Consider the following 13,557-nt stretch of genomic DNA (forward strand, 5'->3'; position numbering starts at 1 on the left):
TCTTCTTTCTCCGAGAAGGGTGGCGGGGGGGTTGATACCCCCGCCTTCATGGCCATCGCCCCCTGGGGCCTGCCCTGGGCGGGCGATGGTATTTTTTGTTTCTCTGCCTGAGCAGTTTGCCAAGGGCCACACACTATGTTGAACCGATGGGTCGGAGGCCTGGAGCGCTTCTTCTTCCTGTACCGCCGTGCCACGCTGGGCCTGCTGCTGGCGCTGACCGCCCTGATGGCCTTCTTTGCGCTGCAGCTGCGCATGGACGCGGGCTTTGAGAAGCAGATGCCCAGCGACCACCCCTACATCCAGACCTTCCAGAAGTACCGCGCCGACGTGCTCGGCGCCAACCGCCTGAACATCGTCGTCAAGGCCCGCCAGGGCAGCATCTTCACGGTGGCCGGCCTGCAAAAGCTCTACGAGGTCACGCAGGGCGTGGTGTTCCTGCCCAGCATCGAGCGCTTGGGCGTGCAGTCGCTGTGGACGCCCAACAGCTTCGTCAACGAGATCACCGAAGAGGGCTTTCGGGCCGACCCACTGATCGACGGCACCATCTCGCCGGGCCAGCTCGACGAGGCCACGGTCAAGAAGATCCGCGAGGCCACCGCGCGCGGCGGCTTCATCGGCACCCTGGTCTCGCGCGACGAGAGCTCGGCCATGGTCACCGCCGAGATCATCGAATACGACCGCGAGGGCAAGAAGGTCGACTACGTGGCCTACAACCGCGTGCTCGAAGCCCAGATCCGCCAGAAGTTCGAAGACGCGAACTTCGAGGTGCAGATCATCGGCTTTGCCAAACAGATCGGCGACATCGCCGATGGCGCCTCGGCGGTGCTCGAGTTCTGTGTGATCGCGCTGCTGCTGACGGCGGCCGCCGTGTACTGGTACTGCCACTCGCTGCGCTTCACGCTGCTGCCCATCGCGTGCTCGCTCACCTCGCTGGTGTGGCAGTTCGGGGCGCTGCACCTGCTGGGCTACGGGCTGGACCCGCTGGGCGTGCTGGTGCCGTTTCTGGTGTTTGCCATCGGCGTGTCGCACGGGGTGCAGCAGATCAACTTCATCGTGCGCGAGATCTCGCACGGCAAGAGCTGCTACGAGGCCTGCCGGGGCAGCTTCACGGGGCTGCTGATCCCGGGCACGCTGGCGCTGGTGACGGCCTTCGTGAGCTTTGTGACCCTGGTGATGATCCCCATCCCCATGGTGCGCGAGCTGGCCATCACCGCGTCGCTCGGGGTGGCGTTCAAGATCATCACCAACCTGGTGATGCTGCCGGTGGCGGCCTCGTTCTTCAACGTGAGCAAGGCCTACGCCGACCGCGCCATGCTCAAGCGCGAGGCGCGCTCGGGCTGGCTGCGCACCCTGGCACGGGTGGCCGAGCCGCGCAACGCTGCGGTGTGCCTGCTGGTGGTGGGCGCCATTTTTGCCGTGGCGGTGGTCGAAGGCCATGGCCGCGTGGTGGGCACCACCCAGCCCGGCGCGCCCGAGCTGCGCCCCGAGGCCCGCTTCAACCGCGACGCGGTGTCCATCTCGAACAACTTCGACACCGGGCTCGATTGGCTCACCGTGGTCTTCGAGAGCACGGCCAAGGAAGGCAGCCCCGAGGCGGCCAGCCTGTGCGAGAACGTGAACCTGGGCCTGTACCAGGACCGCTTCACCTGGGCGCTGCAGCCCGTGCAGGGGGTGCTGTCGGTGTCCTCGTTCTCGGGCCAGATGCGGCTGTACAACGAGGGCTACAACGAAGGCAACCCGAAGATGAGCGTGGTGCCCATCGATGCGGGCAACTACGCGGCCTTGGCCACCGAGATCGGGCGCATCCGGGGCACCATGCGCAAAGACTGCAGCATGACGGCGGTGCACCTGTTCCTGACCGACCACAAGGCCTCCACCATCAACCGGGTGATTGCGGCGGTGGAGGCCTTCAAGAAGGCCAACCCCGGTGACGGCCCAGGCGAGGGTGTGCAGATCCGCCTGGCCTCGGGCAACGCGGGGGTGCTGGCCGCCATCAACGATGAGGTGGAGAAGAGCGAGCTGCCGATGATGCTGTACGTGTACGCGGCCATCGTGATCCTGGTGTTCCTGGTGTACCGGGACTTCCGGGCCGTGCTGGCGTGCTGCCTGCCCCTGACGGTGGGCACCTTCATCGGCTACTGGTTCATGAAAGAGCTGGACATTGGCCTGACGGTGGCGACGCTGCCGGTGATGGTGCTGGCGGTGGGCATCGGGGTGGACTATGCGTTCTACATCTACAACCGGCTGCAGCTGCACCTGTCGCACGGCCAGCCGATCGTGAAGGCGCTGGAGCACTCGATTCTGGAGGTGGGCACGGCCACGATCTTCACGGCCATCACGCTGGCGGTGGGGGTCGCTACGTGGTCGTTCTCGGAGCTGAAGTTCCAGGCGGACATGGGCAAGCTGCTGGCGTTCATGTTCATGGTGAACATGGTGATGGCGATGACGGCGCTGCCGGCGTTTGCGGTGTGGCTGGAGCGGCTGTTCCCGCGCAAGAAGCCCGTCAAGGCCCCGGGCCTGGCGCACTGAGCGGGGTGAACATGAAGACGATGATGAAGAAACTGATGAAGAAGAGCACCGCCTTGCACTTGCCATCTCGCCTGCTGCCCCTGGTGCAGATCACTGTTCTGGCCGCATGCCTGGCCAGCCCAGGTGTGCAGGCCCAGGAGTCCAACAACGCCCCCCGCCTGGTGCCCGCCGTGCGCGTGGCCCATGCCGGCACAGCCTCTTTGCTGGGCGCCACGCGTGCGGGCGATCGCCTGGTGGCGGTGGGCGACCACGGGGTGGTGATGCTGTCCGACGACGGCGGACAGACCTGGCGCCAGGCCAAGAGCGTGCCGGTGGACAGCACCCTCACCAGCGTGTCGTTCACCGATGCGCGCCAGGGCTGGGCCGCAGGGCACTGGGGCGTGATCCTGCACACCGAAGACGGGGGCGAGAGCTGGGCCGTGCAGCGCAGCGCCACGGGAGAAGACCGGCCGCTGTTTGCGCTGCACATGCTGGACGCCCAGCGCGGCGTGGCGGTGGGCCTGTGGTCGCTGGTGCTGAGCACGGACGATGGCGGCAAGAGCTGGAACCCGGTCACGCTCGCGCCGCCCGAGGGCGCACGCAAGGCCGACCTGAACCTGCTGAGCCTGTTTGCCACGGGCCAGGGTGTGCTGTATGCCACGGCCGAGAAGGGCATGCTGCTGCGCTCGACCGACCAGGGCCGGCACTGGAGCTACCTGAGCACGGGCTACAAGGGCTCGTTCTGGACCGGGGTGGCGCTGCCCGGGGGCGAGTTGCTGGCGGCGGGGCTGCGCGGCTCGCTGTACCGAAGCACGGACGAAGGCAAGCGCTGGAGCCGCATCGACAGCCACAGCGAGTCGTCGATCACGCAGCTGGTGGCTGTGCAGGGCAACGGTGTGGCGCAAGTCGTGGGTGTGGGGCTGGATGGCTTACGCCTGCAAAGCCAGGATGCCGGGGCGCGCTTCAAGACCGAGGTGCGCCCCGATCACCTGGGGCTGACGGCGGCGGTGGTGAATGCGCAGGGGCGGCTGGTGCTGCTGTCCAAGCAGGGCCTGGTGCAGGACGCTGCCAAGCCCTGATGCCGGCGCTCGAGCGGGGCGCCATTTCAGTGAATCTTCGAGGCTGATTCTTGAGGCGCCGATGTGCTCTGTGGCCCATATGGGACATGCGCCACAAGCACCGTGTTTTTACGCTGGGGGCTCACCCAATCAACCCACGAGTCACCCTCATGAACAAGCTTCAAGCCTCTCAACTGCCCGCCTGGTCCACCCGCTGCCTGATGGGCTTCGGACTGGCCACACTGGCCCTGCAGGCCGCCCACGCCGTTGAAAACGGCTCGCCCATCACCCCCCCGGGTGTCTACGATTTCGGGGCCGGCCTGCTGCCCCCGCCCACCGAGTTCGGCACCGTGGGTGTGCGTGCCGCGGCCACACGGGCCAGCGATCTGCGCGACAACGCGGGCCAGCGTTCTGCGGCCACGCCCGACCTCAAGGTGAACAGCTACTCGATGGCCTACATCCGCATGACCGAGCACAGGGTGGGCAGTGCCCGCTATGGCTGGGGCGCTGTGGTGCCGGTGCTGGACATGTCGATGAACCTCAGTGTGCCCACCCCAGCGGGCCCCGTGGGCCTGTCGGGCAAGAACCAGGCGCTGGGCGATGTGCAGCTGATCCCGGTGATCCTGCAATGGGTGCACAGCCCTGGCCTGTTCAGCAACTTCCAGCTGGCAGCCCAGTTGCCCACCGGTTCGTACGACAAGAACCGCTTGATCAATGCCGGTACCAACCATGCCACGCTGTCGCCCTCATGGGCCTTCAGCTGGATCCAGCCCGGGGGCTTCGAGGTGTCGTCGTGGTTCCAGCTCAACTTCAACCAGCGCAACAAAGACACCAACTACCGCTCGGGCACAGAGTACGAGCACGACTTTGCCGTGGGCCAGCACTTCGGCCCCTGGACGGCCGGCCTCGGAGGCTACCTGTACCAACAGATCAGCGACGACGTGGCACCAGGCCTGAGCAACGGCAATCGCTCACGCGCGCTGGCCCTGGGCCCGGCGTTGACCTACTTCCAACCTGGCTCGGGTCTGCCCCTGGTGTCGATGCACATCTACCGAGAGACCCAGGTGCGCAACCGCACCCAGGGCACCAGCGCTGCCATCCGCCTGGGCTGGAGCTTCTGATCAGCCCAGCACCTGGGCCGCTGCCGAGCTGAGCGCCACGCGCACCAGGTCGGCCTGGCGTGAGGTGCCGGTCTTGGCCAGAGCCATCTTGAGCTGGTTGCGCGCCGTGCCCAGGGCAATGCCCCGCTGCGTGGCATGCAGTTCCACGGTCTCGCCCTGCGCCAGGGCGGCCACCAGCCGGGCTTCGGCCAGGGTCAGGCCCAGCAGCTTGGCCCAGATGTCGGGCGGCACGTTCACCAGGTCTTGTGCGCTGGTGACGGCCAGCATCACCGAGCGCGTGCCCTGAGCATCCACCGAGCTGGCACGCAGCGCGATGTGCAGGGAGCCATGCGCGTTGTCGATCACGGTGTAGTGCACGGCGCGGGCCTCATCGCGTGCGGCGGCAGCGATGTCTTCATGCAGGCGGGCCGACAGGCCGGGGCTCTGGGCCCGCAGCAGGCCACCGCGGCTCGACAGGCCCCGCTCGGCACCGGTGAGCAGCATGGCGCTGTGGTTCATCCATTGCACCTGGCCCTGCTCGTCGCAGGCGATCAGGGCGCAGCGCAGCATGTCGGCGTGCTGCTGCTGGCGTTGCATCTCGGTGCGGGCCGAGAGCAGTTGCTGGCCCAGCTCGCAGGCCTGGCTCAGGTGGGGGGCGAGGGCGGCCAGCCGATCCTCGCTGTGGCGGTCAAAGGTGTCGGGGTCACCCCAGGGGCGGTGCAGTGCGATGCCCAGCAGGCGCCCGTCGGCCAGGGGCTGCAACGCCCCCATGAACTCGCCCAGGCCGATGCGGGCCAGATCGGCCTGCAGCGTGACACGCCCGGGGTCGTGCCGGTCAAACAACTCGTCGTCGCGCACCACGCGGTTCAGGCCGCGCTTGAAGCGGTGTGTCTGCAGGCGTGGGTTGTGCTCACCCGTGACCTGGGGGAAGTCGAGCGGCCTCTGGCGTTGCGTGCGCGAGTCGCTGACCTGCCAGCCCAGGCGCACGCCCTCGGTGCACAGCTCGAAGGTCTGCACCACGGCTGAGCAGGCACCGGTCTCAGCGCACAACTGGTCCAGGGCTTGGGCCCAGTGGGCCGGTTGCGACGCACAGGCGTAGAGCTGAAGCAAAAGCTCGTCTTTGTTGTTCATGGCGTTCAGGGCGTCAAATGGGTGCGGCGTGATGCTTGGTGGGGCGTGGGAACGCGTGATAAGGCGTATTCGGGCGAGATGCAGACCATGCAAGCACCGACTGTGCCGACTTGCTGCGCGCCCAGCCATAGAGAGATTCACCAATACAGTCGCCTGCACGTGGCAAGGGCCACGAGGTCTGTCGCACCGGCTTGTACCAATTGGTACATGACCGGGCCCGCTGCGGTCGGTAGCCTGGGCTCTGTCAGTTCGCGGGCCAGCTTGCTGGTCTGCGCTCGGCATCAACCCCTTGCACTACACCGCCATGAACCGAACCCACGCCAACCCCCTCCATCGCCGCCGCTGGCCCGCCTTGTGCGCCTGGCTGGCCGGCGCCACCACCTTGCTGGCCCACGCCGCGGCCCCCACGCCACCCGCCGACCTGGTGGTGCGCCATGCCGCGGTCTACACCGTCGAGGCCCGCACCGGCTGGACCGATGCCTTTGCGGTGCGCGACGGCCGCTACGTGGCCCTGGGCGAGCGCGAGGTGCGCCGCCACATCGGGCCCCAGACCCGGGTGCTTGACCTGGCCGGGGCCATGGTGATGCCCGGCATCAACGACGTGCACATCCACCCTCTGGACGGGGGATGGGAAGACCGCTTCGGCTGCAACTTCTCGCCGGCGGCCACGCTGGAGCAGGTGCTGGCCCGGGTGAGCGACTGCGCGAGCAAGGCCGGCCCGGGCGACTGGATCGTGGGCGCGGCCTTCAACGGCGGCCTGCTGGCCCAGATGGCCAGCACCCAGGCGCTGGCCCTGCTGGACAAGGCCAGTGGCGACCACCCGGTCATCCTGCGTGACGACAGCTTCCACAACCGCTGGGTGAACAGCGAGGTGCTGCGCCGTGCCCGGCTGGACGCGGCCAGCACCCCGCCGCCCGGGGGCTTCTACGTGAAGGACGCCGGTGACGGCCAGTTGACCGGGCTGATGAAGGAGTTCCCTGCCTTCCACGCCATCGAGCAACTGATCCCGCCGCGCACACCCGAGCGCCAGATGGAGGCGGCCCGCGGCGCAGTGCGCACCCTCAATGGGCTGGGCATCACCGGCATCCAGGACGCCTTCGCCTACGAGAGCAGCCTGCGCCTGTGGGGCCAGCTCGACGCCCAAAAAGGCCTGAGCCTGCACTATGTCGGCTCCTTGCCTTTCCTGCCTTCGCCCCAGGCGGGTGACCGCAGCGGCATGGATCTGGTGCAGGTTCGCGAAACATTGCGCAGCCCCCATGTGGCGCCTGACTTTGCCAAGCTGTTTCTCGACGGCGTGCCCCCGGCGCGCACCTCGAACATGATCGAGCCTTACCTGCCCGATGCCGAGCATGGCGCGCACTACCATGGCCCCAGCACCTACACCACCGAGCAGCTGGTGGACATGCTGACCGAACTGGACCGCCGGGGCGTGCCGGTGAAGATGCACGCGGTGGGCGACGGCGCGGTGCGCCAGGCGCTGGACGCCGTGGCCGAGGTGCGCCGCCGCAATGGCCCCAAGGGCCCGCGCCACCAGGTGGCCCATGCCTCGCTGGTGGCCGAGGCGGATGTGGCCCGCTTCAAGGCCCTGAACGTGGTGGTGGATGTGTCGCCCATGCTGTGGTTCCCCACCGGGCTCAACCTGGCTTCCGCCGCGGCCATCGGCCCGGAGCGTGCCGACCGCTTCAACCCGATCCGCAAACTGGTGCAGGCCGGCGCCTTGGTGGCCGGTGGCTCCGATTGGCCCGCGGGCCAGCCCACGCCCAACCCCTGGATCGGCATCGAAGGCATGGTCACCCGCCGCAACCCGCTGGGTGAGGTGCCGGGCCAACTGGGGGCCGATCAGGCTGTCGACCTGGCCACGGCGCTGCGGGTCTACACCCTCAACAGCGCCCAGGCCATGGGCCTGGGGCCGGTGACCGGCTCGATCGCCGTGGGCAAGTCGGCCGACTTCATCGTGCTGGACCGCCACCTGTTCAAGGTGCCGATCACGCAGGTGCACCAGACCCGGGTGAAGCAGGTCTTCTTCGAGGGGCGCGAGCTCTCGCTGCAGCCCTGAGGGCGGGCCGCGCAGCGTGTGGCCGGCCGGGGGCGGCCACATCACCGGGGCGTGCCCATCCGGTGCAACCCTGATTCGTTTTTGCGCAAATTGGATAACGGTCGCGCGCGTCCGTCCCTAGCATGGGGCCATCGCGCTGCCGGCTGGCGGGCCTGCCCAGGGCCCGTGCCCGCAGGCAGCTCTGGCCTTTTTGCTGAACGGATCACCCCCCATGAATCGCCCCCTGGATTCTGCTGCGCCCGCGAGCGTGGCCCTGCCCGACATCCTGGCCACCGACGCCCTCACGCTGTCGCGCCGCATCCGCTCACGTGAGCTGTCGTGCCTGGAGCTGATGCAGGCCACCTTGGTGCACCTGGATTCACTCAACCCCCGTTTCAATGCGGTGGTCTCACGCATCGAGCCTGAGCTGGCCCTGCGCCAGGCGCGCGACAAGGATCAGCTGCTGGACCAGGGCCAGTGGCAGGGCTGGATGCACGGCTTTCCACAGGCGCCCAAAGACCTGACCGCCACCGCCGGCCTGCCCACCACCTTCGGCAGCCCGGCCCTGGCGGGCAACATGACCGCGCACGACAGCGTGGTGGTGGAGCGCCTGCGGCGCGACGGCGCCATCCTGATCGGCAAGACCAACACGCCTGAGTTCGGCCTGGGCTCGCACACCTACAACCCGCTGCACGGCGTGACCGGCAACGCCTACGACCCCACGCGCAGCGCGGGGGGCAGCAGTGGCGGCACGGCGGTGGCCTTGGCGCTGCATTTTCTGCCGGTGGCCGACGGCAGCGACATGATGGGCTCGCTGCGCAACCCCGCCGCCTGGAACAACGTCTACGGCTTGCGCCCCGGTTTCGGGCGGGTGCCCATGGCTCCGGCCGCCGATGTGTTCTACCAACAACTGGGCACCGAAGGCCCGATGGCACGCAACCCGCAAGACCTGGCCTGGTTGCTGTCCACCCTGGCCGGCCCCGATGCGCGTGCGCCCCTGTCGCTGCCGGGCGACCCGCTGCAGTTTCGCCAGCCCCTGCAGGCCGATCTGCGTGGGCGCCGCATCGGCTGGCTGGGTGACTTCGGGGGCTACCTGCCCATCGAGCCTGCACTGCTGGCGGCCAACCGGGCCGCGTTGTCGCACTTCGACACCCTGGGCTGCCTGGTGGAAGAGGTGGCCCCGTTCTTCCCGATGGAGCGCCTGTGGCGCAGCTGGTGCGTGTTGCGCCAGCTGATTTTGGCCGGACACCTGGGCGGCCTGTACGGTAACCCTGCCACGCGCGAGCTGCTCAAGCCCGAGGCGCGCTGGGAGTTCGAGCAATCCCAGGGCCTGGATGCCGCCACCATCGCCCAGGCCATGGCCACGCGCAGCGAGTGGTATGCCGCCGTGATGAAGCTGTTCGAGCGCTACGACCACCTGGTGCTGCCTGCGGCCCAGCTGCCCCCCTTTGATGCACGCTGGCATTGGCCCGACCAGGTGGCCGGCCGTGCCATGGACACCTACCACCGCTGGATGGAGGTGGTGATCGGCCCCTCGCTGGCGGGCGTGCCCACCGCCGGCGTGCCGGCCGGCTTCGATGCCGCAGGGCTGCCGCAGGGTCTGCAGTTCATGGCGCGCCCCCAGGCCGAGCTGGCCCTGCTGCAGCTGTGCGAGGGCTGGTACCAGGCCACGCCCTGGCGCCATCAGGCGCCACCGGCTTTGCGCACCCCGGTCTGAGACCGGCCGCTCCATTTCAGTGCTTTCCATATCCCCCACGAAGCTCATCCGAAAGGACCTCTCCCCATGAACCATGCCAATGCTCCCCTGCCGCGCCGCCAATGGCTGTTGGCCTGTGCCGGCGCCCTGGCCAGCGGCGCCACCTGGGCCGATGGCCGGGTGGTCAGCCTGATCGTTCCCTACCCGGCCGGCGGCGGCTCCGACATCGTGGCCCGCCAGCTGCAGCCCGAGCTGGGCAGGCGTCTGGGCGAGACGGTGATCGTCGAGAACCTGGCCGGCGCGTCAGGCGCCATCGGCACCCAGCGCGTGGTCAGTGCGGCGGGCGACGGCCACACCCTGCTGGCCGGTTCGCCGATGGAGATCATGCTCACCCCGCTGGGCATGGCCGCGGCCCGCTACAAGCCCGAAGACCTGCAACCCGTGGGGCAGTTTGCCGTCACCACCATGGTGCTGCTGGTGCGCAGCAACCTGGGCGTGAACAGCGTCGACGAGTTGTTGCAACTGGCCCGCAAGCCCGGGGCCAGGGAGCTGAGCTACGGCAGCATCGGGCCCGGCTCGCTGTACCACCTGCTGGGTGAGCGCTTCACGCAACTGGCCCGGCTCAAGACCCTGCACGTGCCCTACAAAGGCATGGCACCCCTGGTGCAAGATCTGATCTCGGGCCAGTTCGACTTTGCCTTTGTGCCGCTGGCGGGCAACATCCCCGACGTGATCGAGTCGGGCCGGGTCAAGGCACTGGCCCTGGCGGCCTCGCAAAAGCACCCCAAGCTGAGCAGCCTGCCGCTCATGAAAGACGTGAAGGGTTTCGAAGACTTTGTCTATGGCCTGTGGAGCGGCGTGCAGGTGCCGCGCAGCACGCCCGAGCCTCTGCAGCAGAAGCTGCACCAGATCTGCAACGAAATCCTGGCCGTGCCCGAGGTGCGCCGCACCATCGAGGCCGGTGGCAGCAGCGTGGCCCCGCCCATGGAACTGGCCGCCTTGCGCGCCAGCTACGCCGCCGACATCGACAAGTACCGGGCCATTGCGAAGGCCATCAACCTGCAACCGCAGTAGTCGTCGCTCCGCCTGTTGACGGGTGTGGCATGCATGCGATCAGGCCCCGATCTTGCATGGTTGTCAGAGCTTTGTCGGGCGGGGTGCTCCTTTGCACCGTATCGGTGTTGCAACCGATGGCGCCCTGGCCCAGAACTTCTGATACTGCCACGATGCACACCCGCAACCTGCCCCCTGCACCTGCGCTCTCTGAGCCTGGGGCCGAACCCTGGTCCGAGCCCTGCTACCAGCGCGCTCACACCCACGACGCGCAATCCCAGGCGGCCAGCCTGAGTTCGTGGCAACAGCACTATGAGCAGCTCAGCGCAGGCCGCTTCGAGGGCCTGCTGGAGGATTTGCGCTTTGACCAGCTGCAGGTGTTCCGCGAAACCAGCAACCAGTCGGTGCTGCAAGACGGCAGCGCGCGCAGCGGCCATGTCACCGTCGGGCTGGCCGATTTCGACGCAGGCCGGGCCAGCTTTTGCGGGCACCAGATCGACCCCGACACCCCCATCGGCATCCAGTCGGATGTGCCCTTTCAACTGGTCACCGCCGCTCGCATGGAGCTGATCGGCATCAGCATTCCCTTGACCGCATTGCAGGCCCTGGCCGCCAGGGTGGATGGCCCCGAGCTGGCGGGTGCGGCCTGGCAGGTGCCGCGCACCTGCGTGCTGCGTGCGCTGGGCCCGCGCCGGCATGAGCTGCAGCGCCTCACCGCCTCGGCGTTGGCCCTGGGGCAGCAGGCGCCGACCTTGCTGGGCCCGGCGGCCGCCCGGCGCACGCTGGGCCTGGCCCTGGCCGACGCAGTGCTGCAGTGCTTTCGCCCCGAGCACGTGGTGGCCGATCTGCCCACCTGTGCCAGTTCACGCCAGCGCATCGTGCGCCTGGCCCGCGACTACATGCAGGCCCACGCCGAGTCGGTGATCACCGTGCCCGACCTCTGCGAGGCCGCCCACACCTCGCGCCGCGCCCTGCAATACGCGTTTGAAGACCTGCTGCAGGTCAGCCCCATCACCTACCTGCGCTGCATGCGCCTCAACCGCGCCCGGCGCGACCTGCTGCGCCAGGCCAGCCAGGGGGCAGGGGCCGGTGGTGGGGGTGTCGGTGATGTGGCTGCCCGCTGGGGCTTCTGGCATTTGTCGCGCTTTGCCGGTGATTACCGGGCCTTGTTTGGCGAACTGCCTTCGGCTACGTTGGGGCAGGGGAAGGTCATGGCTGCGCCGCAGCACTGAGTCACAGATGGATACTAGGTAGGGGCCCATCGGTTTCTGAACAGGCCCATGCCGCCGTCGCAAAACCCCCTCTGATGCTTTGCTGCCCAAGCACGTGCCGCTACACGTCAGCTCCGTATCGCTCAGCGCCTCTCAGTGCAACTGAACACACTCCCGCGCCCACCGATGGATCTTCATCTTGGAGACCTGCTCGCCCTCGGTGAACAGCCGCAGGCATTGGCGCCCTTTGCGGTAGTTGAAGATGCAGATGGCCCGGTCCATGGCGCAAGACTCCACTTCGGCAATCGCCTGCTGCCGCAGCGCCTTCTCGGTGCCCATGAACTCATCGTCGTCGTGGCGGTGCACCTCCAGCGGCTGCCAGCCCTGGGCGAGCAAGTGTTGCCGGGTGGGGAGAAAGGGGGCACCGGCGTGCAGCTTGGCCGCGGTGGCTGCTGTGGCTGGGGAGAGGGCGGCTGCGCAGAGAAGGGCGAGCAAGTGATGGTGGGGTTTGAGCCAGGGCTTGTGGGGCATGGGGTCGTACAGGTGTTGCGGTCGGTTGGAGCTTGACCGTTCTGCAATGAGATTGGCCTCGCTGTGTAACCCAAAGTGCGAGTTACCCGTGGGGCGAATTCAACGCCGCGGGCAAAGTGGAGATGTCGCAATTGCGCAGCGCTTCATGGGGAGCGGGAAGCGTGCCCGATGCGAAAGCAGTGCCTTGGCAGGTGCAATCTGCGGGGTTGATTTTTCGAGTGCCTCTTTGAACTTGGGCGCAATAGTTCAGTGCAGTGATGAGTATGGTTGCAAGCGAACGGGTTCTGTTGCGATCCTGTAACAGTGGGCGCGGATATGTTGATGGTTTTCCGAGGGCCCGCCGGTAGACATGCCAGCCTGGGCCTTTCCGTCGTTACCCCGGCTGAGCTCATACATGACAGTTTCGCCAAAGTTTGGGCGAGACCCCTCTCTTGGGAACGAACTGATGTGCACAAAAATCTCGCGACCGCCATTGCGAGGAGCGATGAGTCCAAATCCCCTCTCGTCGTTCCAGCATCTGAGTTTTCCGTTCAGTACCCAGTTTGATCTGTATGCAGGTATTGCAACGAATGGTGAGTTGGTGGCCGTTGATCTTACATAGTAGCCAACACACCCCTTGAGAGGCAGGTCGAAAATGCGCTCTCGTCAACTGCGCCAGGAACTCGTTACATGGTCATCGCTTCAAACGCAGGCGTAATTTCCGAAAAATTCACCGTTTCAGCCATGGGCCAAGCGATCGCTTCGTTGTACGCTGTGACCAGCGGACGATTTGATGAGTTCATCTGTGCTCAGCGAGTTGGCTGAATCCGTTTCTGTCGGAATGAAGAGATTCGGCAACACCATGCTCGACTTGGCCCGTCAAAGTTTTCCTTCGAGTGAGATGACCGAAGACACACCAGGCAAAGGGCCATCTGGCAGTGATGATGAGCGATCGCCGCTGAATCGCCCCGGTTTTCAAGGAGGCTGTTTGGTTTAAGTCAGACCGCCACCGCGGTGGACTGACTGGCGAGTTGCCGATAGTAGTTTGCCTCGGCTTCTGCGGGCGGGATGTACCCGATGGGTTCGAGCAGGCGATGGTGGTTGAACCAGGACACCCATTCGAGCGTCGCGAACTCCACAGCCTCCTTCGTCTTCCAAGGCGCTCGGCGATGGATGAGCTCGGCCTTGTAGAGACCGTTGATGGTCTCGGCCAGGGCGTTGTCATAGCTGTCGCCCTTGCTGCCCACCGACGGCT

12 protein-coding genes are annotated in these 13,557 nt (G+C 67.0%); 8 read left to right on the top strand and 4 right to left on the bottom strand.

Features of this window, described 5'->3' with window-relative positions; translation table 11 throughout:
- Positions 1 to 135: 135 nt before the first annotated feature.
- The 3 genes from L880_RS0124905 to L880_RS0124915 all read left to right on the top strand — a co-directional run bounded on the left by L880_RS0124905 (position 136) and on the right by L880_RS0124915 (position 4,687).
- Positions 136 to 2,529: an efflux RND transporter permease subunit gene (locus L880_RS0124905; protein WP_027477945.1), complete on the top strand. Its 2,394-nt coding sequence runs from the start codon at positions 136 to 138 to the stop codon at positions 2,527 to 2,529.
- Positions 2,530 to 2,564: 35 nt separating this feature from the next.
- Positions 2,565 to 3,587 carry a WD40/YVTN/BNR-like repeat-containing protein gene (locus L880_RS0124910; protein ID WP_051443591.1) on the top strand — a complete coding sequence of 341 codons (1,023 nt, stop codon included), beginning with the start codon at positions 2,565 to 2,567 and terminating at the stop codon, positions 3,585 to 3,587.
- A 149-nt stretch (positions 3,588 to 3,736) separates the two neighbouring features.
- Complete coding sequence (locus tag L880_RS0124915) at positions 3,737 to 4,687, top strand: SphA family protein (RefSeq protein WP_027477947.1); 951 nt, start codon at positions 3,737 to 3,739, stop codon at positions 4,685 to 4,687.
- Here the strand turns inward: L880_RS0124915 and L880_RS0124920 are convergent, their stop codons facing one another.
- Positions 4,688 to 5,797, bottom strand: coding sequence for a helix-turn-helix transcriptional regulator (locus L880_RS0124920; RefSeq protein WP_027477948.1), 1,110 nt, complete (start codon positions 5,795 to 5,797; stop codon positions 4,688 to 4,690).
- 304 nt (positions 5,798 to 6,101) lie between these two features.
- Here L880_RS0124920 and L880_RS0124925 point away from each other — a divergent pair, with 304 nt between their 5' ends.
- The 4 genes from L880_RS0124925 to L880_RS0124940 all read left to right on the top strand — a co-directional run bounded on the left by L880_RS0124925 (position 6,102) and on the right by L880_RS0124940 (position 11,813).
- Positions 6,102 to 7,853: an amidohydrolase gene (locus L880_RS0124925; protein ID WP_027477949.1), complete on the top strand. Its 1,752-nt coding sequence runs from the start codon at positions 6,102 to 6,104 to the stop codon at positions 7,851 to 7,853.
- A gap of 211 nt (positions 7,854 to 8,064) precedes the next feature.
- Positions 8,065 to 9,549 carry an amidase gene (locus L880_RS0124930; RefSeq protein WP_043330602.1) on the top strand — a complete coding sequence of 495 codons (1,485 nt, stop codon included), beginning with the start codon at positions 8,065 to 8,067 and terminating at the stop codon, positions 9,547 to 9,549.
- 66 nt (positions 9,550 to 9,615) lie between these two features.
- Positions 9,616 to 10,602 carry a Bug family tripartite tricarboxylate transporter substrate binding protein gene (locus L880_RS0124935; RefSeq protein WP_027477951.1) on the top strand — a complete coding sequence of 329 codons (987 nt, stop codon included), beginning with the start codon at positions 9,616 to 9,618 and terminating at the stop codon, positions 10,600 to 10,602.
- A gap of 152 nt (positions 10,603 to 10,754) precedes the next feature.
- Complete coding sequence (locus L880_RS0124940) at positions 10,755 to 11,813, top strand: helix-turn-helix domain-containing protein (RefSeq protein WP_027477952.1); 1,059 nt, start codon at positions 10,755 to 10,757, stop codon at positions 11,811 to 11,813.
- Positions 11,814 to 11,945: 132 nt separating this feature from the next.
- On the opposite strand, the gene L880_RS34595 is transcribed toward L880_RS0124940, so the two are convergent.
- Positions 11,946 to 12,287, bottom strand: a complete 342-nt coding sequence (locus L880_RS34595; RefSeq protein ID WP_157463065.1) for a hypothetical protein — start codon at positions 12,285 to 12,287, stop codon at positions 11,946 to 11,948.
- Between the two features lie 282 nt (positions 12,288 to 12,569).
- On the bottom strand, positions 12,570 to 12,959 hold the full coding sequence (locus L880_RS36840; protein WP_084461655.1) for a cold shock domain-containing protein: 390 nt from the start codon (positions 12,957 to 12,959) through the stop codon (positions 12,570 to 12,572).
- Positions 12,960 to 13,095: 136 nt separating this feature from the next.
- Between L880_RS36840 and L880_RS35915 the strand changes: the two genes are divergently transcribed.
- A complete protein-coding gene (locus L880_RS35915; RefSeq protein WP_157463066.1) occupies positions 13,096 to 13,299 on the top strand; it encodes a hypothetical protein in 204 nt (67 codons plus the stop codon).
- A gap of 1 nt (position 13,300) precedes the next feature.
- On the opposite strand, the gene L880_RS0124950 is transcribed toward L880_RS35915, so the two are convergent.
- Positions 13,301 to 13,557 (bottom strand): integrase core domain-containing protein (locus L880_RS0124950; protein ID WP_027477953.1); only part of this gene is annotated, 257 nt, incomplete at its 5' end.

The sequence above is a fragment of the Curvibacter gracilis ATCC BAA-807 genome, assembly GCF_000518645.1.
Taxonomy (GTDB): domain Bacteria; phylum Pseudomonadota; class Gammaproteobacteria; order Burkholderiales; family Burkholderiaceae_C; genus Curvibacter; species Curvibacter gracilis.

Bases quoted from the DNA above. Each gene is read 5' to 3' on its own strand.
- L880_RS0124935 (WP_027477951.1), top strand. From the start codon at position 9,616: ATGAACCATGCCAATGCTCCCCTGCCGCGCCGCCAATGGCTGTTGGCC.
- L880_RS0124905 (WP_027477945.1), top strand. From the start codon at position 136: ATGTTGAACCGATGGGTCGGAGGCCTGGAGCGCTTCTTCTTCCTGTAC.
- L880_RS35915 (WP_157463066.1), top strand. From the start codon at position 13,096: ATGAGTTCATCTGTGCTCAGCGAGTTGGCTGAATCCGTTTCTGTCGGA.
- L880_RS0124940 (WP_027477952.1), top strand. From the start codon at position 10,755: ATGCACACCCGCAACCTGCCCCCTGCACCTGCGCTCTCTGAGCCTGGG.
- L880_RS0124915 (WP_027477947.1), top strand. From the start codon at position 3,737: ATGAACAAGCTTCAAGCCTCTCAACTGCCCGCCTGGTCCACCCGCTGC.
- L880_RS0124925 (WP_027477949.1), top strand. From the start codon at position 6,102: ATGAACCGAACCCACGCCAACCCCCTCCATCGCCGCCGCTGGCCCGCC.
- L880_RS0124930 (WP_043330602.1), top strand. From the start codon at position 8,065: ATGAATCGCCCCCTGGATTCTGCTGCGCCCGCGAGCGTGGCCCTGCCC.
- L880_RS0124920 (WP_027477948.1), bottom strand. From the start codon at position 5,797: ATGAACAACAAAGACGAGCTTTTGCTTCAGCTCTACGCCTGTGCGTCG.
- L880_RS0124910 (WP_051443591.1), top strand. From the start codon at position 2,565: ATGAAGAAGAGCACCGCCTTGCACTTGCCATCTCGCCTGCTGCCCCTG.